This is a genomic window from Streptomyces sp. YKOK-I1 (genome assembly GCF_054660435.1).
On the sequence record NZ_BAAGDR010000001.1, the window covers coordinates 897,294 to 917,124 of the forward strand.

The 19,831-nt window shown below is 71.4% G+C and carries 20 protein-coding genes; 7 read left to right on the top strand and 13 right to left on the bottom strand.

The genetic code is table 11. From position 1 onward, the window contains the following. Positions 1–248 precede the first annotated feature (248 nt). The 3 genes from ACYQ8Q_RS04100 to ACYQ8Q_RS04110 all read right to left on the bottom strand — a co-directional run bounded on the left by ACYQ8Q_RS04100 (position 249) and on the right by ACYQ8Q_RS04110 (position 3,472). Complete coding sequence (locus tag ACYQ8Q_RS04100) at positions 249–1,292, bottom strand: NUDIX hydrolase (RefSeq protein ID WP_460061967.1); 1,044 nt, start codon at positions 1,290–1,292, stop codon at positions 249–251. Between the two features lie 158 nt (positions 1,293–1,450). After that, positions 1,451–1,645, bottom strand: coding sequence for a hypothetical protein (locus ACYQ8Q_RS04105; RefSeq protein WP_358983513.1), 195 nt, complete (start codon positions 1,643–1,645; stop codon positions 1,451–1,453). Between the two features lie 882 nt (positions 1,646–2,527). Continuing rightward, entirely contained in the window at positions 2,528–3,472 is a 945-nt protein-coding gene (locus ACYQ8Q_RS04110) for an ROK family protein (protein ID WP_460061969.1), read from the bottom strand. Positions 3,473–3,710: 238 nt separating this feature from the next. Between ACYQ8Q_RS04110 and ACYQ8Q_RS04115 the strand changes: the two genes are divergently transcribed. The 3 genes from ACYQ8Q_RS04115 (at position 3,711) to ACYQ8Q_RS04125 (ending at position 7,008) form a co-directional block, all read left to right on the top strand. After that, the gene (locus tag ACYQ8Q_RS04115; protein ID WP_460061971.1) at positions 3,711–4,748 is read left to right on the top strand and encodes a LacI family DNA-binding transcriptional regulator; all 1,038 of its coding nucleotides are present in this window, start codon (positions 3,711–3,713) and stop codon (positions 4,746–4,748) included. 16 nt (positions 4,749–4,764) lie between these two features. Continuing rightward, positions 4,765–5,502 carry a hypothetical protein gene (locus ACYQ8Q_RS04120; RefSeq protein ID WP_460061973.1) on the top strand — a complete coding sequence of 246 codons (738 nt, stop codon included), beginning with the start codon at positions 4,765–4,767 and terminating at the stop codon, positions 5,500–5,502. A gap of 111 nt (positions 5,503–5,613) precedes the next feature. Further along, positions 5,614–7,008 (top strand): FG-GAP repeat domain-containing protein, encoded by a 1,395-nt coding sequence (locus tag ACYQ8Q_RS04125; protein WP_460061974.1) that lies wholly within the window; start codon positions 5,614–5,616, stop codon positions 7,006–7,008. Positions 7,009–7,181: 173 nt separating this feature from the next. On the opposite strand, the gene ACYQ8Q_RS04130 is transcribed toward ACYQ8Q_RS04125, so the two are convergent. Beyond that, a complete protein-coding gene (locus ACYQ8Q_RS04130; RefSeq protein ID WP_460061976.1) occupies positions 7,182–8,486 on the bottom strand; it encodes a DUF6986 family protein in 1,305 nt (434 codons plus the stop codon). A gap of 421 nt (positions 8,487–8,907) precedes the next feature. On the opposite strand from ACYQ8Q_RS04130, the gene ACYQ8Q_RS04135 reads away from it, so the two are divergent. Then, complete coding sequence (locus ACYQ8Q_RS04135) at positions 8,908–9,666, top strand: endonuclease/exonuclease/phosphatase family protein (protein WP_460061978.1); 759 nt, start codon at positions 8,908–8,910, stop codon at positions 9,664–9,666. 64 nt (positions 9,667–9,730) lie between these two features. Here ACYQ8Q_RS04135 and ACYQ8Q_RS04140 read toward each other — a convergent pair whose 3' ends face one another. The 4 genes from ACYQ8Q_RS04140 to ACYQ8Q_RS04155 all read right to left on the bottom strand — a co-directional run bounded on the left by ACYQ8Q_RS04140 (position 9,731) and on the right by ACYQ8Q_RS04155 (position 12,887). Further along, entirely contained in the window at positions 9,731–10,693 is a 963-nt protein-coding gene (locus ACYQ8Q_RS04140; protein ID WP_358983527.1) for an electron transfer flavoprotein subunit alpha/FixB family protein, read from the bottom strand. A gap of 52 nt (positions 10,694–10,745) precedes the next feature. Next, positions 10,746–11,534 carry an electron transfer flavoprotein subunit beta/FixA family protein gene (locus ACYQ8Q_RS04145; RefSeq protein WP_460061981.1) on the bottom strand — a complete coding sequence of 263 codons (789 nt, stop codon included), beginning with the start codon at positions 11,532–11,534 and terminating at the stop codon, positions 10,746–10,748. Positions 11,535–11,752: 218 nt separating this feature from the next. Then, a complete protein-coding gene (locus tag ACYQ8Q_RS04150; protein ID WP_460061983.1) occupies positions 11,753–12,262 on the bottom strand; it encodes a flavin reductase family protein in 510 nt (169 codons plus the stop codon). A 211-nt stretch (positions 12,263–12,473) separates the two neighbouring features. Then, on the bottom strand, positions 12,474–12,887 hold the full coding sequence (locus tag ACYQ8Q_RS04155; RefSeq protein ID WP_460061985.1) for a TlpA family protein disulfide reductase: 414 nt from the start codon (positions 12,885–12,887) through the stop codon (positions 12,474–12,476). Positions 12,888–12,962: 75 nt separating this feature from the next. Between ACYQ8Q_RS04155 and ACYQ8Q_RS04160 the strand changes: the two genes are divergently transcribed. Continuing rightward, on the top strand, positions 12,963–13,379 hold the full coding sequence (locus ACYQ8Q_RS04160) for a DUF4395 domain-containing protein (protein ID WP_460061987.1): 417 nt from the start codon (positions 12,963–12,965) through the stop codon (positions 13,377–13,379). A 185-nt stretch (positions 13,380–13,564) separates the two neighbouring features. Continuing rightward, on the top strand, positions 13,565–14,293 hold the full coding sequence (locus tag ACYQ8Q_RS04165; protein ID WP_358983537.1) for a lysophospholipid acyltransferase family protein: 729 nt from the start codon (positions 13,565–13,567) through the stop codon (positions 14,291–14,293). Between the two features lie 23 nt (positions 14,294–14,316). Here the strand turns inward: ACYQ8Q_RS04165 and ACYQ8Q_RS04170 are convergent, their stop codons facing one another. From ACYQ8Q_RS04170 to ACYQ8Q_RS04185, 4 genes are all read right to left on the bottom strand, one after another. Continuing rightward, positions 14,317–14,913: a transglutaminase-like domain-containing protein gene (locus ACYQ8Q_RS04170; protein WP_460061988.1), complete on the bottom strand. Its 597-nt coding sequence runs from the start codon at positions 14,911–14,913 to the stop codon at positions 14,317–14,319. A gap of 89 nt (positions 14,914–15,002) precedes the next feature. Further along, positions 15,003–16,073 carry a threonine aldolase family protein gene (locus tag ACYQ8Q_RS04175; protein WP_460061990.1) on the bottom strand — a complete coding sequence of 357 codons (1,071 nt, stop codon included), beginning with the start codon at positions 16,071–16,073 and terminating at the stop codon, positions 15,003–15,005. Next, a complete protein-coding gene (locus ACYQ8Q_RS04180; protein WP_460073162.1) occupies positions 16,070–16,816 on the bottom strand; it encodes an SDR family NAD(P)-dependent oxidoreductase in 747 nt (248 codons plus the stop codon). Before ACYQ8Q_RS04180 ends, ACYQ8Q_RS04175 begins: the two co-directional genes overlap by 4 nt. A gap of 35 nt (positions 16,817–16,851) precedes the next feature. Beyond that, complete coding sequence (locus ACYQ8Q_RS04185; protein ID WP_460061992.1) at positions 16,852–18,249, bottom strand: DUF6421 family protein; 1,398 nt, start codon at positions 18,247–18,249, stop codon at positions 16,852–16,854. Between the two features lie 259 nt (positions 18,250–18,508). Between ACYQ8Q_RS04185 and ACYQ8Q_RS04190 the strand changes: the two genes are divergently transcribed. Beyond that, positions 18,509–19,192 (top strand): glycerophosphodiester phosphodiesterase, encoded by a 684-nt coding sequence (locus tag ACYQ8Q_RS04190; RefSeq protein WP_460061995.1) that lies wholly within the window; start codon positions 18,509–18,511, stop codon positions 19,190–19,192. Between the two features lie 26 nt (positions 19,193–19,218). Here the strand turns inward: ACYQ8Q_RS04190 and ACYQ8Q_RS04195 are convergent, their stop codons facing one another. Further along, positions 19,219–19,758, bottom strand: coding sequence for a GNAT family N-acetyltransferase (locus ACYQ8Q_RS04195; RefSeq protein WP_460061997.1), 540 nt, complete (start codon positions 19,756–19,758; stop codon positions 19,219–19,221). Positions 19,759–19,831 lie beyond the last annotated feature (73 nt).

Consider the following 19,831-nt stretch of genomic DNA (forward strand, 5'->3'; position numbering starts at 1 on the left):
CTGCTACCTGGTGAAGTGGCTGGTCACCGACGTGTACGGGTATGTCGGCGAGGAACGTGAGGCCTTCGTGCGCGCCTGTGCCGAGGGGCTGAGGCCGGAGGGGATCCCCGGGGGCGCGGCCGCGCTGCTGCGCCGCCACGCCCCGGTCGCCGTCGTGATGGAGGAGTTCCAGCACCGGCTGGTGGAGGAGAGCCGCTCGACCCCGTTCCCGGCGCGGGAGGTGCGGAGCGCGCTCGGCCGAGGTGCGCTCAGCCCACCGGAACCCCGGCCTCCAGGTACAGGGCGGCGCCACGCTCCCGCGCCCTCAGCGCCCAGCACAGCCGCTCATAGCGGACCGGCGGCAGGAGATCGGCCGCCTCCGCCTCGGTGACGAACCGCCAGCCGCGCAGTTCGGGGCCGGGCAGCAGCAGCCCCTCGACGGCCGCCGTGTCGAGGCGGCCGCCGTCGAAGAGCAGGCGCAGTCCGCCGTAGCCGGGGGGTGCGGGCCGCTCCCAGTCGACGACGAGCAGCCGGGGTACCTCGTCCAGGTGGACGCCGGTCTCCTCCTCGACCTCGCGCATCCCGGCGCGGGCGGGTGCCTCGCCGGGTTCCACGACCCCGCCGGGGAACTCCCAGCCGGGTTTGTAGGTCGGGTCGACGAGCAGCACCCGGTCGTGCTCGTCGAAGAGCAGCACCCCGGAGGCGAGGGTCTCACCGGTGGGTTCGGGGGTCTGGACGATGTCGCAGGCGGGCACGGCGCCCGTGCCGACCGCGTCGGCTATGCGGACGGCGGTCTCGTACGGGGTGAGGTGGCTGGTGTCGACGAGGTGGGCGTCGGCCGTGAGCCAGGACGCGAGGGCGGCGCGGTAGGGCTCGATGTGGTCGTAGGACCACTGGCGGACGCGGATCTCGCCCTCGGGGAGGTCGGGCGGGACCTCGCGGCCGGCTATACGCCCGCGCAGGATCGTTTCCGCCGGGGCGAGGAGGACATGGCGGACCGGTATCCGGCGGGCGGCGAGGGCGCCGAAGATCTCGTCGCGGTACTCCTGCCGCAGCAGGGTCATGGGGACGACGAGGGTGCCGCCGACCTCGGCGAGGAGCGCGGCGGCGGTGTCGATCACGAGGCGTCGCCAGATCGGCAGGTCCTGGTAGTCGCCGACCTCGGCGAGGCGCTTGGGCGGCAGCAGGTGCGGGAGCGCTCCGCCGATCACCTCGGGGTCGAAGAGCGTGCTGTTCGGGATCAGGTCGATCAGTTCCCGTGCGGTCGTGGTCTTGCCCGCACCGAACGCGCCGTTGATCCAAACGACGGTCACATTTCCCCCTCTTCTGGTGGCCCCCTGTGGCTTGCCCGCTCCACCCTGCCATGGAAACCACCTCCGCGAAGAGGGCGCACGAAGGCCGTGGCGCCGGTGCTCCCGCGAGGGGGCACCGGCGCCACGGCCCGATGCGTGCGGCGTGCCGCGCCCCGCCGTCAGTCGCTCTGGCCCAGGGCGTTGTCGTCGATCGCCAGGCTCTCGCTGGCGATGGTGTGGTCGAGGCTGCCGACGGTGTCGCGGACGTTCAGGTCGTCGAGGTCGTCGGCGCCCAGGCCGTGGGAGGGGGTGATGGCCGCGACGACGAACCCGGTGGCGAGGGAGGCGATGGCGAGCATGCTGCGCTTCTTCATGCCCACTCCAACGGCAGGACACGACAGAGGTCACGCGCCGACCGCTCTCACGTCCCGACGACGGCCCGTCCGGCCGACCCGCTCCACCGGGCCCGCCGGGCCCGCCCGAACGTTCCTGCGGAACTCGGAACTGGAACGACAGGCAGAGCAGCACCGCCAGTGCCCGGCGCCCGCTCAAGACACGGCACCGCTCCCAGCACGCACCGCCGCTCTCCACCCAGAGCCCCGCACTCGGAGCCGAGCGCCGAACTCACGGCGGAGCATCTCCCTCACGAGGGAGCACTGCCCCCTGGGCCGAGCAGCACCCTCAGGACAGGGCACCACTCCCGCTCGGCATCCGGCCAGCCCCGGTCGACCAGCGGACGACTCCGGTCGACTCGCAGACGACTCCCGTCGGCTCGCGGGTCGACTCCCGCTGGCTCGCGGACGGCTCCGGTCGGCTCTCGGACGGCATCCGGCGCTCCGGTCGACTCGCAGACGACTCCCGTCGACTCGCGGGTCGACTCCCGCTGGCTCGCCGACGGCTCCGGTCGGCTCTCGGACGGCATCCGGCGGTCCGGTCGGCTCGCAGACGGCTCCCACCGGGTCGCGGACGACTCCCGTCGACTCCCGTCGGGTCGCGGACGACTCCCACTGGCCCGCGGTCGGCTCGCGGACGGCATCCGGCGCTCCGGTCGACTCGCAGACGACCCCGGTCGGCTCGCGGACGGCTCCCGTCAGCTCGCGGACGACTCCCACCGGGTCGCGGACGGCTCCCACTGGCCCGCGGTCGGCTCGCGGACGGCATCCGGCGCTCCGGTCGACTCGCAGACGACCCCGGTCGACTCGCGGGTCGGCTCCCGTCGGGTCGCGTCCGCTTCCGTCCGCTCCCCGAGCGCCGTCTCACACCTGTACCGCCCCCGCCTTCGCCAGTGCCGCGGCGGCCGCCCCGACCAGTCCGGCGTCCGTTCCCATCTGGGCCGGGACCACCTTCAGGCGCTGGACGAAGGAGAGGGTGGCGTAGTCGGCGAGGGATCGGCGCAGGGGGGTGAAGAGGATGTCGCCGGCCTTGCCGACTCCCCCGCCGATCACCGCGATGTCGATCTCGACGAGGGTCGCGGTGGCCGCGATGCCGGCGGCGAGGGCCTGGGCGGCGCGGTCGAAGGAGGCGACGGCCACCGGGTCGCCCGCGCGGGCGGCGGCGGCCACGGCGGCCGCGGAGGTGTCGCCGTCGGGACCGGGCCGCCAGCCGTTCTCGAGGGCGCGCCGGGCGATGTTGGGGCCGCTGGCGATGCGTTCCACACAGCCGCGCGCGCCGCACGGGCAGGGATCGCCGTCGAGGTCGACGCTGATGTGGCCGATGTGACCGGCGTTGCCGGTGGGGCCCGGGTGCAGGCGCCCGCCGAGGACCAGGCCTCCGCCCACCCCGGTGGAGACCACCATGCACAGGGCGTTGTCGTGGCCGCGGGCGGCGCCCTGCCAGTGCTCGGCGGCCGTGATGGCCACGCCGTCGCCGATCAGCTCGACGGGCAGGCTGCCGGTCGCGGCACGGACGCGGTCGACGAGGGGGTAGTCGCGCCAGCCGGGCACGTTGACCGGGCTGACCGTGCCGGCGGAGGCGTCCACCGGGCCGGCGCTGCCGATGCCGACGGCGTACACGCGCGGCCACAGCGGGGAGGCGGTCAGCTCCTTGAGCACCTCCTCGACGGCGGCCATGACGGTGTCGCCGTCCTCCTGCGCGGGTGTGGGCCGCTGTGCGCGGACCAGGAGCGTGCCGTCGCCGTCCACCAGGGCTCCGGCGATCTTGGTGCCGCCCATGTCGAGCGCGGCCACGAGGTCGGTCTGCATCAAAGTCTCGGTTCTCCCCGTCAACCTTGTAAGAAAGGGGCCGGCCGGCCTGTGGTGGGGGACGTGGGCCGGAGTTTGTCGCTGGACAGTCTCTCCCGCATCTGACAACGTTGTCCAGGCTCTATGCTCGACGCCACATCCTCATACAAACCCAGGGACCCCTCCACCCCGTCGGCAACATCTCCGCTCGCCGCCGTGGCCGGAAGTCCCGTGGACGACAGGAACAGGACTCCGCATCGTGCCCGAGACGCCGCGCCGCCCCGACAGCCGTTACGGCAACCGTCCCACCATGAAGGACGTCGCGGCACGCGCCGGGGTCGGTCTCAAGACGGTCTCCCGGGTGGTCAACGGCGAGCCGGGGGTCACCCCCGAGACCGAGCGCCGGGTCCAGGAGGCCATCGACGCGCTGGGGTTCCGCCGCAACGACAGCGCCAGGGTGCTGCGCAAGGGGCGTACCGCGAGCATCGGTCTGGTCCTGGAGGATCTCGCGGACCCGTTCTACGGCCCGCTCAGCCGGGCGGTGGAGGAGGTGGCCCGGGCCCACGGGGCGCTGCTGATCAACGGTTCCAGCGCCGAGGACCCGGACCGGGAGCAGGAGCTGGCGCTGGCGCTGTGCGCCCGGCGGGTGGACGGTCTCGTGGTGATCCCGGCCGGTGACGACCACCGGTATCTGGAGCCGGAGGTCAAGGCGGGCGTGGCGACGGTGTTCGTGGACCGGCCGGCGGGGCAGATCGACGCCGACTGTGTGCTGTCGGACAACTTCGGCGGAGCCCGCGAGGGCGTGGCCCATCTCCTCGCGCACGGGCACCGGCGGATCGGTTTCATCGGCGACATGCCGCGCATCCACACCGCCGCGGAGCGGCTGCGCGGCTACCGGACGGCGATGGAGGACGCGGGGATAGAGGTCGCGGACGCCTGGGTCTCGCTGGGCACCACCGATCCGGACCGGGTGCGCCGGGCGGCCGAGGAGATGCTGTCCGCTCCGGAGCCGGTCACGGCGGTGTTCTCGGGCAACAACCGGGTGACGGTCACGGTGATCCGGGTCCTCGCGGAGCGGGCCCGCCAGGTGGCGCTGGTGGCCTTCGACGATCTGGAGCTGGCCGATCTGCTGGAGCCGGGGGTGACCGTCGTCGCGCAGGACGCGGCGGCGCTCGGCCGGACCGCCGCGGAGCGGCTGTTCCGGCAGCTGGAGGGCACGCTCGTCGTCCCGGAGCGGATCGAGCTGCCGACCCGGCTGATCACCCGCGGTTCGGGCGAGCTGCCGCCCGCGGACTGAGGCAGACTGGGCACAGATGGACGAACGCCGGGAACACCGCACGCTGGAGGCGCTGGGTCTGGCTCGTGCGCCGCGCGACCATCCGCTCGGCTACCCGGGTGTGTGGCCGGCCGAGTCGGGTCTGCTCACCGGTGATCTGCTGCTGCCCCTGGACCGCCTCACGCATCCCGGCCGCAGCCCGGTCCTGGCCGTCGGTTCCAACGCCTCCCCGGGGCAACTGCGGCACAAGATGGCCGTGTTGGGGGTCACCTCACCGATCCCGATGGTGCGGACCCGGGTGACGGGGGTCGATGTGGGTGTCTCGGCGCACGTCAGCCGTCTGGGGTACATGTCCGCCTCACCCGTCGACTCCCCCGGTACGGCACGGGAGTTGTTCGTCATCTGGCTGGACGACGAGCAGCTCGCCGCCGTCGACGCGAGCGAGCCGAACTACGACCGGGTCGTCCTGCCCGCCCCCCGGTTCAGGGTTGAGCTGGAGAGCGGCGAGACACTCGACGAGGTGTTCTCGTACGTGAATCGCCACGGCGTCCTGCACAACGGCCGCGGCTCCCCACGCAGTCACCCCGGCCAGCGCCCCGTCATCACCGAACTCCTCTCCGGGTCAGCGGCGTTGAGACGGCTCTTCGGGACGACGCCGGAGGAGTTCGTGGCCCGGGCCCGGTCCGACGTACGGCTCTGCGAGCGTGGCACGCGACTGCTGGCGGAGGAGGACCGGGTGACGCACTCCGGGCTGGAACACCTGCGATCGCCGTAGAGGCCGGCTCGCGTACAACCCTCTTCCCTCCTCGTGTGTCTCCCCTGTACCCCGCACCACAAGATCAACGGGGACCGGCCCCGGCCGGTCCCGTGCGCACGCAGGAGACGCATGTTCACGCGCAGGATGTCCCGTCCGCTCCGGCTCGCTCTCGCGACCGCCACCGCCGTGTCCCTCACGGGCGGCGGGCTGCTGTCCCTCTCCGGGACGGCGGTGGCCGCGCCCGCGAAGTACGCCGACGACTTCAACGGCGACGGCTACCGGGACTACGCCCAGGCCTCCCTCGGCGGTTCCTTCACCGTGACGTACGGGACGGCGACCGGTCCCGGCACCGTGACGAAGACGTTCACGCAGAACAGCTCGGGCGTTCCCGGGACCGCCGGGGACGCCGGCGGCTACGGGGACGCCTTCGGGGAGGACCTGGCGGCCGCCGATCTCGACCGCGACGGCTATGCCGATCTCGCGGTCACCGACTTCACCGAGAAGGTGAGCGGCAAGGCCGGCTCGGGGGCGGTCACCGTCATGTGGGGTGCGAAGTCCGGCCTCGGCACCAAGGCGACGCGGCTCCCCGTCGGCGCGGTCAAGCAGCGGGGCTTCGGCAAGGCCGTCGAGACCGGTGACTTCAACGGTGACGGCAAGGCGGACCTGGCGGTCGTGGACGCCCTCAACACCACCTATGTGTTCCGGGGCGGCTTCTCCAGGTCCGGGACGACCGGCAAGGTCACCAAGCACCGCCTGCCCGCGAGCTCGCCCGACATCCTCGAACCCGCCGGGCTGGTCGCCGGGAAGGTCACCAAGGACAAGGCCACCGACCTGTACGTCCTGGGTCAGGGCTACCGCAACGGCAAGATGACCCTGGACGCCTGGTTCCTGCGCGGCGGCACCACCGTCAAGCCCGCCGCCAAGGTCACGCCGATCGACAACGCGGGCCCCGACTACAGCCCCACGGGTGTCGTCGCGGACTTCGACAAGAACGGTTACGGCGATCTGGCGGTCGGCGACACCCGCTACGGCAACGGCGCCGGCTCGGTCGTCGTCGTACGCGGCGGAGCGTCCGGTCCCACCACCAAGTACCGCCTCTCCCAGTCCACTTCGGGCGTCGCCACGGCCGCCACCAAGAACGACGGCTTCGGCGACACGCTCTCCGCCGGTGACACCGACCGCGACGGCTACCCGGATCTCGCGGTGAGCTCGGAGGAGGAGAAGGTCGGTTCGGTCGCGTCGGCGGGTGGCGTCCACATCCTGCGCGGTGGGACGAAGGGCCTGACCGGCGCCGGTTCGCTGTGGTTCACCCGCGCCACGTCCGGCGTCCCCGGGGACCCCACGGCGTACGAGAGGTTCGGGCTGTACCTCCGGCTGCGCGACACCGACCGGGACGGCGACGCGGACTTGGTGATCGGCGACAACGACTACGAGCAGACGAGCCTGCTCCTCCCGGGCGGCCCCTCCGGCGTCACCACCACCGCCGTGACCCCGCTGGGGGTGTGGCCGACCTTCCCCCAGTGACCCTGGGCGCGGTCGCGGGCGGATCGGGGGCTCGCAGGCATCGAGGTGCCCGTGAGACTGCCGTGCGGAGGCATTCCGCACATGTCGGATCCGGCCGGGCACGGGATGGAGATCATCACGCGCCCGTACACGTTCTCCGGGCGGTGACCCCTGAGCGCCCGGCCGGGGCGCGGTCAGGGTGCCGAAGCCGTCGGATCGCCTCGCCCAGGGGCCGCGAAGCCCTCCAGGGCCGCCCGGGACAGCCCGGTCGCGTCGGTCACCTCGGCGAGGTCGAGGGCGCCGCAGTCCAGGCCGCGCAGCAGATAGCCGCTGAGGGCCTTGGCGGTGGCCGGTTCGTCCATCACATCGCCGCCGGCCCGCCTCGCGTAGCGGGCGAGGCGTTCGGCGGCCCGGTCGAACCCCTCGCGGTAGAAGGCGTAGACGGCCGCGTAGCGGGTGGGGATGTGGGCGGGGTGCATGTCCCAGCCCTGGTAGTAGGCGCGGGCCAGGGCGCGGCGGGTGAGGCCGTAGTGCAGTCGCCAGGCCTCGTGGACCTTGGTGGTCGGGCCGACGGGCAGGACGTTGGTGGAGCCGTCCGAGACGCGTACGCCGGTGCCGGCCGCGGCGACCTGCATGACCGCCTTGGCGTGGTCGGCGGCCGGGTGGTCGCTGGCCTGGTACGCGGCGGAGACGCCGAGGCAGGCGCTGTAGTCGAAGGTGCCGTAGTGCAGGCCGGTGGCGCGGCCCTCGGCGGCCTGGATCATCCGGGCGACGGTCGCGGTGCCGTCGGTGGCGAGGATGGCCTGGCTGGTCTCGATCTGGATCTCGAAGCCGAGCCGGCCGGGCGGGAGGGCGTGCGCGTTCTCGAAGGCCTCCAGGAGCCGCACCATGGCGGTGACCTGCTCGGGGTAGGTGACCTTCGGCAGGGTCAGCACCAGGCCCTCGGGGAGGCCGCCGGCCGTCAGCAGGCCGGTGAGGAAGATGTCGAGGGTGCGGATGCCGCGGTCGCGGACGGCGGCCTCCATGCATTTCATGCGGATGCCCATGTACGGGGCGGCCGTGCCCTTGGTGTAGGCCTCGGCGACGAGTCGGGCGGCGCGGGCGGCGGTCTCGTCCTCCTCGGGGTCGGGGCGGGGGCCGTAGCCGTCCTCGAAGTCGATGCGCAGGTCTTCCACCGGCTCGCGTTCCAGTTTGGCCCGCACGCGGGTGTGGACGGGTTCGGCGAGGTGGTCGGGCAGACCGAGGCAGGCGGCGAAGGAGGCGGCGTCGGGGGCGTGTGCGTCGAGGGCGGCGAGTGCGCGGTCGCCCCAGGAGCGGACGGTGTCGCTGGTGAAGGCGTCCGCGGGGACGTAGACGGTGTGGACGGGCTGGCGGGTGCCGGGGTCGCCGGGGTAGCGGCGGTCGAGTTCGGCGTCGACGGGGGCGAGGGAAGCGCTGATCTCCTCGGTGACGGCGCTCGCGAGGCTCGTCACGACCGTCTCCTGCTGGCCCTGGCCCATCCCGCAGCCTCCTGTTTCCGTACGACTGTTTCCGTATGGCTGCTTCCGCACAGCTGTTTCCGCATGGCGGAATCAACAATCCGTAGAGCGAAGCTATCCATGGATGTTCCGGTGGGTCAACACCCCGTCCACGCCCTGGTCACCTCGCCCACACCGCCGTCTTGTGTGATCACCGGGTCACCATCCTGTGTGATCACTTCCGCACCTTCTCCCTCTTCCGCACAGACCCGCACACCTTCATCCTGGCTCACGAGGCGAGAGGGGACACATGACAGGCACCACCGGGCCGACGCGACGGACGGGACTGAGAGCGATGGTCGCGGCAGCGGTCGCGGTTCCCGTGTTCGCCGCGGTCGGGGCGGCCGAGCCGCGCCGGTCGGCACCGGCCCGGAAGCCGGAACCCGTGCCGCCGCTGAGGATCATGACGTTCAACCTCCGGGTCCCGGTCGACCAGGACGGCAACAGCTGGGTCCACCGCCGCCCGGTGATGCGGGCGCTGTTACAGCGGACCGCGCCGCATGTCATGGGCACCCAGGAGGGGCAGTTCCAGCAGCTGCAGGCCGTTCTGGCCGACATGGGCCCGCACTACGACTGGATCGGCACCCCCGGCAGCGGTGACGAGGAGTCGGTCGCGATCTACTACGACGTCCGTCGGCTGGAACCACTCGACCACGAGGTCTTCCGGCTCTCCGACACGCCGGACGTAGCGGGCTCCAACACCTGGGGGGCGGCCTACCCCCGGCTCGTGACCCGGGTGCTCTTCCGCGACCGGCGGGACCCGGGACGGGAGTTCCACGTCCTCAACACGCATCTCGACCACCGGAGCGCCTACGCGCGCCTGCGGGCGGCCATGCTGATCGCCGAGCGGATCAGGGAACTCGGTCCCTCCCGCCCGGCCCTGCTGACCGGCGACTTCAACGCCGTCGCCCACACGGACCAGGCCTACGCCACTCTGCTGGACTCCGGTCTCGTCGACACCTGGGACACCGCGCACAAGAACGGTCCGCTGTTCGGGACGTTCACCGGGTGGAAGGCGCTCGAGCCCGACGGGGACCGCATCGACTGGATACTGTCGACCCCCGGTGCCACGGTCCACCGGGCGTGGGCCGACCCGTTCACGGTGAACGGCCGCTATCCGAGCGACCATCTGCCGGTGCTGGCGTCGGTGAGCCTGAAGTGAACGCCCGCGGCCCCCGTGACCGCTGGGGTCACGGGGGCCGCGGGCGACTGCGCCGGTCGGGTGATCAGCCCTTGCGGGTCTTGATCTCCTCGGTGAGCTGCGGGACGACGTCGAAGAGGTCGCCGACGATGCCGTAGTCGACCAGGTCGAAGATCGGGGCCTCGGCGTCCTTGTTGACGGCCACGATGGTCTTCGAGGTCTGCATGCCGGCGCGGTGCTGGATGGCGCCGGAGATGCCGTTGGCGATGTAGAGCTGCGGCGAGACGGACTTGCCGGTCTGGCCGACCTGGTTGGTGTGCGGGTACCAGCCGGCGTCCACCGCGGCGCGGGAGGCGCCGACGGCCGCGCCGAGGGAGTCGGCGAGGGCCTCGATGATCGCGAAGTTCTCGGCGCCGTTGACGCCGCGGCCGCCGGAGACGACGATCGCGGCCTCGGTCAGCTCCGGACGCCCGGTCGACTCGCGCGGGGTGCGGCCGGTGACCTTGGTGCCGGTCGCGGCGGCGGAGAAGGTGACCGCGAGGGCCTCGACCGCACCGGCGGCGGGGGCGGCCTCGACGGCGGCGCTGTTGGGCTTGACGGTGATGACCGGGGTGCCCTTGGCGATACGGGACTTGGTGGTGAAGGACGCGGCGAACACCGACTGGGTGGCCACTGGGCCCTCGTCGCCGGCCTCGAGGTCGACGGCGTCGGTGATGATGCCGGAGCCGATGCGCAGCGCCAGACGGGCGGCGATCTCCTTGCCCTCCGCGGAGGAGGGGACCAGCACGGCGGCCGGGGAGACGGCGGCGACGGCGGCCTGCAGCGCGTCCACCTTCGGTACGACGAGGTAGTCGGCGTACTCGGACGCGTCGTGGGTGAGGACCTTGACGGCGCCGTGCTCGGCGAGCGCGGCGGCGGTGTTCTCGGCGCCCGCGCCGAGCGCGACGGCGACGGGCTCGCCGATGCGGCGGGCCAGCGTCAGCAGCTCCAGGGTCGGCTTGCGGACGGCACCGTCCACGTGGTCGACGTAGACGAGGACTTCAGCCATGGGATTGCTCTCCTGCGAAACGAAGTTGAGGGGGCGGTCGGCGTGTCGAGCCTTAGATGAACTTCTGGCTCGCGAGGTACTCGGCGAGCTGCTTGCCGCCCTCGCCCTCGTCCTTGACGATCGTGCCGGCGGTGCGGGCCGGGCGCGCGGCCGCGGTCTCGACCTTGGTCCAGGCGCCCTCGAGGCCGACCTCGTCCGCCTCGATGTCGAGGTCGGACAGGTCCCAGGCCTGCACCGGCTTCTTCTTGGCCGCCATGATGCCCTTGAAGGACGGGTAACGGGCCTCGCCCGACTGGTCGGTGACCGACACGACCGCCGGGAGGGAGGCCTCGAGCTGCTCGGAGGCGGCGTCGCCGTCGCGGCGGCCCTTGACCGTGCCGTCGGCGACGGAGACCTCGGAGAGCAGGGTGACCTGCGGGACGCCCAGGCGCTCGGCGAGCAGGGCCGGGACGATGCCGGCGGTGCCGTCGGTGGAGGCCATGCCGGAGATCACCAGGTCGTAGCCGACCTTCTCGATGGCCTTGGCCAGCACCAGGGAGGTGCCGATGGCGTCGGTGCCGTGCAGGTCGTCGTCCTCGACGTGGATCGCCTTGTCGGCGCCCATCGACAGCGCCTTGCGCAGCGCGTCCTTGGCGTCCTCGGGGCCCACCGTGAGAACGGTGATCTCCACGTCGTCGTCGGAGTTCTCGGAGATCTGCAGCGCCTGCTCGACGGCGTACTCGTCGAGCTCGGAGAGCAGACCGTCCACGTCGTCCCGGTCGACGGTCAGGTCATCGGCGAAGTGCCGGTCGCCAGTGGCGTCGGGCACGTACTTCACAGTGACAACGATCCTCAAGCTCACGCCGGCTCTCCTACTGCATCGTCAGTTCTCGGCTGCCTTCTTTCAGGCAGCATAGGCGCCACAAGCGGCCGATCCCGATCGGGGCGGCCCGCGCTCCGAACGAAATATTACTCGTCAGTACACCCAGTTCCTGCCCGCTAAGCAAGCGCTTTGAACTGTGACCTCTGCAACGCAGCGTAACCGGAACTCGACGGCTTCGCAGGAGAGCCGGACAGTGATCAATCCCGCAGAGCGGTGAACCGGCCCTGGTGATAGAGCAACGGCCGCCCCGCGCCCGCCGGATCGCCGAGGACGACCTCGGCCAGCACGATCCGGTGGTCCCCGGCGGGGACGCGCGCGACGACGCGGCACACCAGCCAGGCGAGGACGCCGTCGAGGACGGGGACGCCCTCGGGGCCCTCGCGCCAGGCGGTGGGCGCGGCGAACCGGTCGGCGCCGCTGCGGGCGAAGGTGGCGGCCAGCTCCTGCTGGTCCTCGCCGAGCAGATGCACGCCCACGTGCTCCGCCCGGGATATCGCGGGCCAGCTGGAGGCGCCCGTGCCGACGCCGAAGGAGAGCATCGGGGGTTCGGCGGAGACGGAGGTGAGGGAGGTGGCGGTGAAACCGACGGGGCCTGAGGCGCCGGGAGCGGTGATCACGGCGACTCCCGCGGCGTGCCGACGGAAGACGGAGCGCAGGAGGTCGGGCGAGGCGAGCCGGGAGGTGCCGAGGTCGGGCGAGGCCGTCATGGAGTTGTCGTCCTTCTGGAGGGAGCGGCGGGAGGGTCCGGGGGCGGTCAACGGCCCGGACAGCGCGCGCTCGCGGTACGGACCAGGTCGACGTGGACCCGTCCGTGGAGAAGGAGTTCCTCTGGCATGGGGTCAGGCTGACGATAGGTGGCGTGCCCAGTCAAGTACGTTCCGCAATCCGAAATCTGCCTCACCCTCACCCGACGGCAGGTCACACGGCCTCCCCCAGGGCGGCGATGACGTCGGCCCGGCGGGGCTGTCCGGTGGCGCGCCGGACGATCCGGCCGTCGGCGTCGAGGACCAGGACGGTCGGGGTCTTGAGGATGTCGAGGTCGCGGACGAGGTCCAGGTGTGCCTCGGCGTCGATCTCGATGTGGGTGACGCCGGGCACCATCTCCGCCACTTCGCCGAGGACCCTGCGGGTGGCCCGGCAGGGGGCGCAGAAGGCGCTGGAGAACTGCACGAGGGTGGCCCGCTCCCCCAGTGCGCCGCCGAGCCGGTCGGCATCGAGCCGCTTTCCGTCGTCGCGCCCGCGCACCCGCACTCTCCCGCTCCGCCGCCGCTGCAGCACTCCGTAGGCGCTCGCCGCCGCGAGCACCGCCACGCACACCACCAGTCCGGTCACCAGCTGCTCCAGCGTTCATGAGACTGCAAAGATTCCCCGCACCAAGAATCGTTTCTTCTGAGGAATGCTCGATCCATGGACATCGATGTGAGGGGCCCGCGCTTCGGGGCCGCCGTCACGACCGTAGTACTGGCGGTCGTTCTGGTGACCGGCAGTGTGTGGCTGCTGGCCTGGCAGACGCTGGCGTTCGCCCTGGGCGCCGCGGGCGGGGTGGGGCGTTCGCCGTACGGCTGGGCGTTCCGCAGGATCGTACGGCCGCGGATCGGGCCGCCGACGGAGTTCGAGTCGCCGGAGCCGCCGCGGTTCGCGCAGGCGGTGGGGCTGGTCTTCGCCGGGGTGGGACTGGCGGGCCTGGCGCTGGGGCCCGGCTGGCTGGGGCTCGCGGCGACCGGTGCGGCGCTCGCGGCCGCCTTCCTCAATGCCGCTTTCGGGTACTGCCTGGGCTGCGAGTTGTACCTGCTCGTGCGGCGGGTGACGGTCCGCGCGCAGTAAAGGCGGCTTAAAAGACCGAGGTGGATCACGGGGCGGAGTGACGAGGATCTCGTCGTGATGGGGCACGGGGACTGGCCCCCCGGCCGTTCTTCGGGCACGATCTGCGAGATGCCGTAAACCTACGGCAGCGTAACTTTGCCCGAGGGGAACCCCTTCCCGGGCAGAAGGAAGGGTCCGCGCCGCCCATGGCAGAGCTTGTCTACCGTCCCGCCGTCGGCCTCGCCCTGACGTTGTTCAAGGCCTGGGATCTCAAGATCGACTGCAAGGGGTCGGAGAACATCCCGCGCTCGGGCGGTGCCGTGCTGGTGAGCAATCACATCAGCTACCTGGACTTCATCTTCGACGGCCTGGCCGCGCTCCCGCAGAAACGTCTCGTTCGTTTCATGGCGAAGGAGTCCGTCTTCCGCCACAAGATCTCCGGCCCGCTGATGCGCGGGATGAAGCACATCCCGGTGGACCGCAACCAGGGTGAGGCGGCCTACCAGCACGCGCTGGCCTCGCTGCGCTCGGGCGAGATCGTCGGGGTGTTCCCCGAGGCGACCATCTCCCAGTCGTTCACGCTGAAGAGCTTCAAGTCGGGTGCGGCGCGGCTCGCGCAGGAGGCGGGCGTCCCGCTGATCCCGATGGCCGTGTGGGGGACGCAGCGGCTGTGGACGAAGGGCCACCCGCGCAACTTCAAGCGCAGCCACACCCCGATCACCATCCGCGTCGGCGAGGCGATCGAGGCGTCCAAGGACAAGTACGCGGGCGCGATCACCCGCCAGCTGCGCGAGCGGGTCCAGGAGCTGCTGGAGGCCGCTCAGCGCGCCTACCCGGTCCGCCCGAAGGACGCGAACGACACCTGGTGGATGCCGGCGCATCTGGGTGGTACGGCGCCGACGCCGGAGCAGGTCCGGGAGGCCGAGGCGCACTGACGCCCACCGGGGGGGGGGACGTCTCAGGCCAGCCCGGCCGGGAGCGTCCGCCAGAGGTACGGCCGGTCCGGGGCGGCCCTGAGCGCGTCCAGGACCGCCGGGTGCGGAGCCGCGTACAGCGTCGGCCAGTCCAGCTCGCCCGCCTCCCCGTCCGGGAGGAAGGCGAGCTGTTCGCCGTTCAGGGAGAACTGCGCGTCCACCCCCGGTTTGTTGCCCCGCGGGTCCTGGCGGTGCCAGGCGCCGTGGAAGCGCACGGCGACCAGTCCGTGCACGCAGTGCCCCGCACCGTCGTCGTGCGCGAGGCGCTGGTAGCACAGCGCCGTGGGGATGTCCTCGGCCCGCAGCAGCGCGGTGAGCGCGTGGGCCTTGGCGTAGCAGATGCCCGTGCCCTGCTCCAGGACGTCGGAGGCGCGCCAGGTGACGCGCAGGTCGCCGGAGTCGGCGGAGTGGGGGATGGTGTCGCGCACGAAATCGAAGGCCAGGCGCGCATAGGCATACGAGTCCATGGCGTCCTTGGCGAGCCGTGCGGCGGTTTCCCTGACGAGCGGGTGATGGTGGTCGATGACCTCGTCGGCGGCCAGATAGGCGGACAGGTCGGGGTTCTCCTGGATCAGCTCCATGATCGGAGAGCATAGGAACGCGGCCACCCGACAGTCAATGACTTTTCAGGTGACCGCATACCTATGCATGAAGCCCTGCCGGGCCGGCGTCAGTGCGCCATCTCCTCCTTGACCGCCGCGACGAACGCGTCCACGTCCTCCTCGGTGGTGTCGAAGGCGCACATCCAGCGCACGTCGCCCGCGGCCTCGTCCCAGAAGTAGAAGCGGAACCGCTTCTGGAGCCGCACGCTCACCTCGTGCGGCAGCCGGGCGAACACGCCGTTGGCCTGGACCGGGTGGAGGATCTCCACACCGTGCACCGCGCGCACGCCCTCGGCGAGACGCTGGGCCATCTCGTTGGCGTGCCGGGCGTTGCGCAGCCACAGATCCTTGGCGAGCAGTGCTTCCAGTTGCACGGAGACGAACCGCATCTTGGAGGCGAGCTGCATGGACAGCTTGCGCAGATGCTTCATCCGGCGGACGGCGTCCTGGTTGATCACGACGACGGCCTCGCCGAACAGCGCGCCGTTCTTCGTCCCGCCGAGGGAGAGGATGTCGACGCCGACCGCGTTGGTGAAGGTCCGCATCGGGACGTCCAGGGAGGCGGCCGCGTTGGCTATGCGGGAGCCGTCCAGGTGCACCTTCATGCCGTGGGCGTGGGCGTGGACGCAGATCGCGCGGATCTCGTCCGGCGTGTAGAGGGTGCCGAGCTCCGTGCTCTGGGTGATCGAGACGACCTGCGGCATCGCGCGGTGCTCGTCCTCCCAGCCCCAGGCCTGCCGGTCGATCAGCTCCGGGGTGAGCTTGCCGTCGGGCGTGGGGACGGTGAGCAGCTTCAGACCGCCCATCCGCTCCGGAGCACCGCCCTCGTCCACGTTGATATGAGCGCTCTCGGCGCAGATCACCGCTCCCCAGCGGTCGGTGACCGCCTGGAGCGCGACGACGTTGGCGCCGGTGCCGTTGAAGACCGGGAACGCCTCGGCCGTGGCCCCGAAGTGGCCGCGGACGATCCGCTGGAGGTTCTCCGTGTAGTCGTCCTCGCCGTAGGCGACCTGATGGCCGCCGTTGGCCAGGGCCAGGGCGGTCATCACCTCCGGATGCGCCCCGGCGTAGTTGTCGCTGGCGAAGCCGCGGACCTCCGGGTCGTGATGGCGACGGGCGTCGGTCTTCGGAGGGTTCACGGCTTCTCGGTGAGCCACAGACGCTGTCCGTTCACTTCGGGGGCGGGCTTCTCCCAGACACCGGCGATCGCCTCGGCGAGGTCGCTGACGTCGGTGAAGCCGGCGAACTTCGCGTTGGGCCGGTCCGCGCGCATCGCGTCGTGCACCAGCGCCTTCACCACCAGGATGGCGGCCGCGGAGGTGGGGCCCGCGGCGCCTCCGGCCTTGTGGAAGGCGTCCGCGAGCGCGAGGGTCCAGGCCTCGGCGGCGGCCTTGGCGGCGGCGTAGGCGGCGTTGCCCGCGGTGGGATTCGATGCGCCGGCCGCGCTGATCAGCACATACCGCCCGTGCTCGCTGCGCTGCAGGCCCTCGAAGAACGCCAGTGACGTGTGCTGCACGGTCTTGACGAGCAGCAGTTCGAGGAAGTCCCAGTCGTCCAGGCTCGTCTTGACGAACGTCTCGCTGCCGCGCCAGCCGCCGACGAGATGGACCAGTCCGTCGATCCGGCCGAAGTCCTTCTCCACGCGGTTCGCCCAGTCCCGGGTGGAGTCCAGGTCGAGCAGGTCGACGGTGTCGCCGGTGACGGTGGCGCCGCCGGCCTCGTAGCGGGCGTGGTCGACGGCCTCCGCCAGGCGCTCGGGGTCGTTGTCCGAGCCGACGACGGTCGCGCCCGCGCGGGCGAGTCGGAGCAGTGCCGCGCGGCCCGCGGGTCCGCCCGCGCCGGCCACCGCGATCACCGCACCGTTGAGAGCGCCGTTCCCCATGCTTGCCTCCTGCTGAGCGGTGTCCTTACGGTCGCTCACGCGGCGACCTTCTCCGCGCTGTCCGCCGTGATGCCCTTGGTGGAGGCGATCACGTTCTTGAGCTTCTTGGACAGTGCCTCATAGAACATGCTCAGCGGAAACTCGTCGGGAAGCACGTCATCCACGAGTTTGCGCGGCGGCTGCGAAAGATCCAGCGCGTCGGGGCCCTTGGCCCAGCGGGAGCCCGGGTGCGGGGAGAGATAGGCGCAGACCAGCTCGTAGCCGGCGAACCAGTGGACCAGCTTGGGGCGGTCGATGCCGTCGCGGTACAGCTTCTCGATCTCGGCACACAGCTCGTTGGTGACCTGCGGGGCGCGCTGCCAGTCGATGTGCAGCTGGTTGTCGGTCCAGCGGACGACGTCGTGCCGGTGCAGGTAGGCGAAGAGGAGCTGGCCACCGAGGCCGTCGTAGTTGCGGACGCGCTCGCCGGTGACCGGGAAGCGGAACATCCGGTCGAAGAGGACCGCGTACTGCACGTCACGGGCCTGCGGGACGCCGTCGGCCTCGAGCTTCACGGCCTCCTTGAAGGCGGTGAGGTCACAGCGCAGCTCCTCTAGGCCGTACATCCAGAACGGCTGGCGCTGCTTGATCATGAAGGGGTCGAACGGCAGGTCGCCGTGGCTGTGCGTGCGGTCGTGGACCATGTCCCACAGGACGAAGGCCTCCTCGCAGCGCTTCTGGTCGTGGACCATGGCGGCGATGTCCTCGGGGAGCTCCAGACCCAGGATGCCGACGGCGGCGTCGGTGACCCGGCGGAAGCGGGCGGCCTCGCGGTCGCAGAAGATCCCACCCCAAGAGAAACGTTCCGGCGCCTCGCGGACGGCGATGGTCTCCGGGAAGAGCACGGCCGAGTTGGTGTCGTAGCCGGAGGTGAAGTCCTCGAACTTGATGCCGCAGAACAGCGGGTTGTCGTAGCGGGTGCGCTCCAGGTCGGCCAGCCAGTCGGGCCAGACCATGCGCAGCACGACCGCCTCGAGGTTGCGGTCCGGGTTGCCGTTCTGGGTGTACATCGGGAAGACGACCAGGTGCTGGAGGCCGTCGGCGCGGTTCGCGGCGGGCTGGAAGGCCAGCAGCGAGTCGAGGAAGTCCGGCACCTCGAAGCCGCCCTCGGCCCAGCGGCGCAGGTCCTTCACCAGGGCCCGGTGGTAGTCGGCGTCGTGCGGGAGCAGCGGGGTGAGCTGCTCGACCGCGTCGACCACGTCCCGCACGGCCCGCTCGGCCGCGGGGCGCTCGGGGGCGTCGACGGCGGTGAAGTCGACCGATCCGTCCTTGGACTGCCAGGGGCGGATCCGCTCCACGGCATCCTTGAGCACGGGCCACGCCGGGTGCTCCACCACCCTGGTGCCGGGAGGAACCTGCTCCCCCGTCGCCGCCTGCACAAGAATTTCCGTCATGTCCCATCCTCCACGGGAGAACCTCGCGTATGGACACCGTATGCATACGAGGTTTCCCTCAGCAAGTGGGGTCACCGGAAATTATCCTGCGCACACACGGGTTCACGTGAGTTTTTCCTGTCCGACATCCCAGGAGTGACTGGTTCCGCTCAGAGCGGGTACACGGTGCGACCAACGGCATCTACACGTGTCCATGACGAGCCGGTGCCGTTAGGCTGCGGATCTGCGCACCCGCTCGTCGACGGAAGCGAGTCCCGTCTTGAACTTCGTCACCATCGGTCATCGCGGTGTCATGGGTGTCGAGCCCGAGAACACCCTCCGCTCGTTCGTGGCCGCCGAGGAGGCCGGCCTCGATGCGATCGAACTCGATCTGCATCTGAGCAAGGACGGCGCCCTGGTGGTCATGCACGACCCGGATGTGGACCGTACGACCGACGGGACGGGCCCCATCGCCGATCAGACGCTGGCGGAGCTGAAGACCCTGGACGCGGGGCGCGGGGAGCGGGTGCCGGTGTTCGAGGAGGTCCTGGACGCCGTGACGCTGCCGCTGCAGGCCGAGATCAAGGACGTCCAGGCGGCACGGGCGCTGGCGCAGGTGCTGCGCGAGCGGGATCTGGTGGGCCGGGTGGAGGTGTCCTCGTTCCATGACGAGGCGGTGGCCGAGATGTCCCGGCTGGTGCCCGGCGTGCGCACCGCGCTGATCGGCAGCCGCTTCGGCCTCGACATCGTTTCCCGGGCCGCGGACGCCGGGGCCGCGACCGTGTGCCTGAACCTGCGGCGCCTCACCCTGGAGATCGTCGAGGAGGCCCGCAGACGGGATCTGCGGATCATCGGCTGGGTCGTCAACACCCAGTACCAGCTGCGGCTGGTGCGCGCGCTGGAGCTGGACGGCGCGACCACCGACTACCCGGAGATCAGACGCACCGGGCGGTTCACCGCGTGAGGGATGTCCGCACCGCCTGAGAGGTGTCAGGACAGCGGCTTGACCAGCAGCTCGAACTGGAGGTCGTCGCGCTGCGGGATCCCGAAGCGCTCGTCGCCGTAGGGGAAGGGCGTCATCCGTCCGGTACGGCGGTAGCCACGGCGCTCGTACCAGGCGATGAGGTCGTCGCGTACGGAGATCACCGTCATGTGCATCTCGGTGGCGCCCCAGACCTCACGGGCCTGGCGCTCGGCCTCGGCGAGGACGATCCTGCCGAGGCCGCCGCCCTGGGCCGTGGGGCTGACCGCAAACATGCCGAAGTAGGCGTGCTCGCCGCGGTGTTCGAGCTGGCAGCAGGCGACGACCCGACCGTCCCGCTCGACCGTGAGCACCCGTCCGCCGGCCGACCCGATGATCTCCCGGACCCCCTGGGGGTCGGTGCGCTGTCCCTGGAGGATGTCCGCCTCCGTGGTCCAGCCCGCCCGGCTGGACTCCCCGCGGTAGGCCGACTCGACCAGCGCGACCAGCGCCTCCACGTCGGCGTCGGTGGCGTCACGGAAGGTGGGGGCGGTGGCGGCGGTGTCCATGCGGGCGGTCTCCGGAGTGTGGCGCGGCTGGGACTCGGACGAGGGTATCCCCACACGCCCCGGGCCCGTCCGG

Coding starts and splice junctions, on each gene's coding strand:
- ACYQ8Q_RS04120 (WP_460061973.1), top strand. CDS start 4,765: ATGGACGAACGCCGGGAACACCGCACGCTGGAGGCGCTGGGTCTGGCT.
- ACYQ8Q_RS04110 (WP_460061969.1), bottom strand. CDS start 3,472: ATGCAGACCGACCTCGTGGCCGCGCTCGACATGGGCGGCACCAAGATC.
- ACYQ8Q_RS04180 (WP_460073162.1), bottom strand. CDS start 16,816: ATGGGGAACGGCGCTCTCAACGGTGCGGTGATCGCGGTGGCCGGCGCG.
- ACYQ8Q_RS04135 (WP_460061978.1), top strand. CDS start 8,908: ATGACGTTCAACCTCCGGGTCCCGGTCGACCAGGACGGCAACAGCTGG.
- ACYQ8Q_RS04170 (WP_460061988.1), bottom strand. CDS start 14,913: ATGGAGCTGATCCAGGAGAACCCCGACCTGTCCGCCTATCTGGCCGCC.
- ACYQ8Q_RS04185 (WP_460061992.1), bottom strand. CDS start 18,249: ATGACGGAAATTCTTGTGCAGGCGGCGACGGGGGAGCAGGTTCCTCCC.
- ACYQ8Q_RS04125 (WP_460061974.1), top strand. CDS start 5,614: ATGTTCACGCGCAGGATGTCCCGTCCGCTCCGGCTCGCTCTCGCGACC.
- ACYQ8Q_RS04130 (WP_460061976.1), bottom strand. CDS start 8,486: ATGGGCCAGGGCCAGCAGGAGACGGTCGTGACGAGCCTCGCGAGCGCC.
- ACYQ8Q_RS04140 (WP_358983527.1), bottom strand. CDS start 10,693: ATGGCTGAAGTCCTCGTCTACGTCGACCACGTGGACGGTGCCGTCCGC.
- ACYQ8Q_RS04165 (WP_358983537.1), top strand. CDS start 13,565: ATGGCAGAGCTTGTCTACCGTCCCGCCGTCGGCCTCGCCCTGACGTTG.
- ACYQ8Q_RS04105 (WP_358983513.1), bottom strand. CDS start 1,645: ATGAAGAAGCGCAGCATGCTCGCCATCGCCTCCCTCGCCACCGGGTTC.
- ACYQ8Q_RS04195 (WP_460061997.1), bottom strand. CDS start 19,758: ATGGACACCGCCGCCACCGCCCCCACCTTCCGTGACGCCACCGACGCC.
- ACYQ8Q_RS04160 (WP_460061987.1), top strand. CDS start 12,963: ATGGACATCGATGTGAGGGGCCCGCGCTTCGGGGCCGCCGTCACGACC.
- ACYQ8Q_RS04150 (WP_460061983.1), bottom strand. CDS start 12,262: ATGACGGCCTCGCCCGACCTCGGCACCTCCCGGCTCGCCTCGCCCGAC.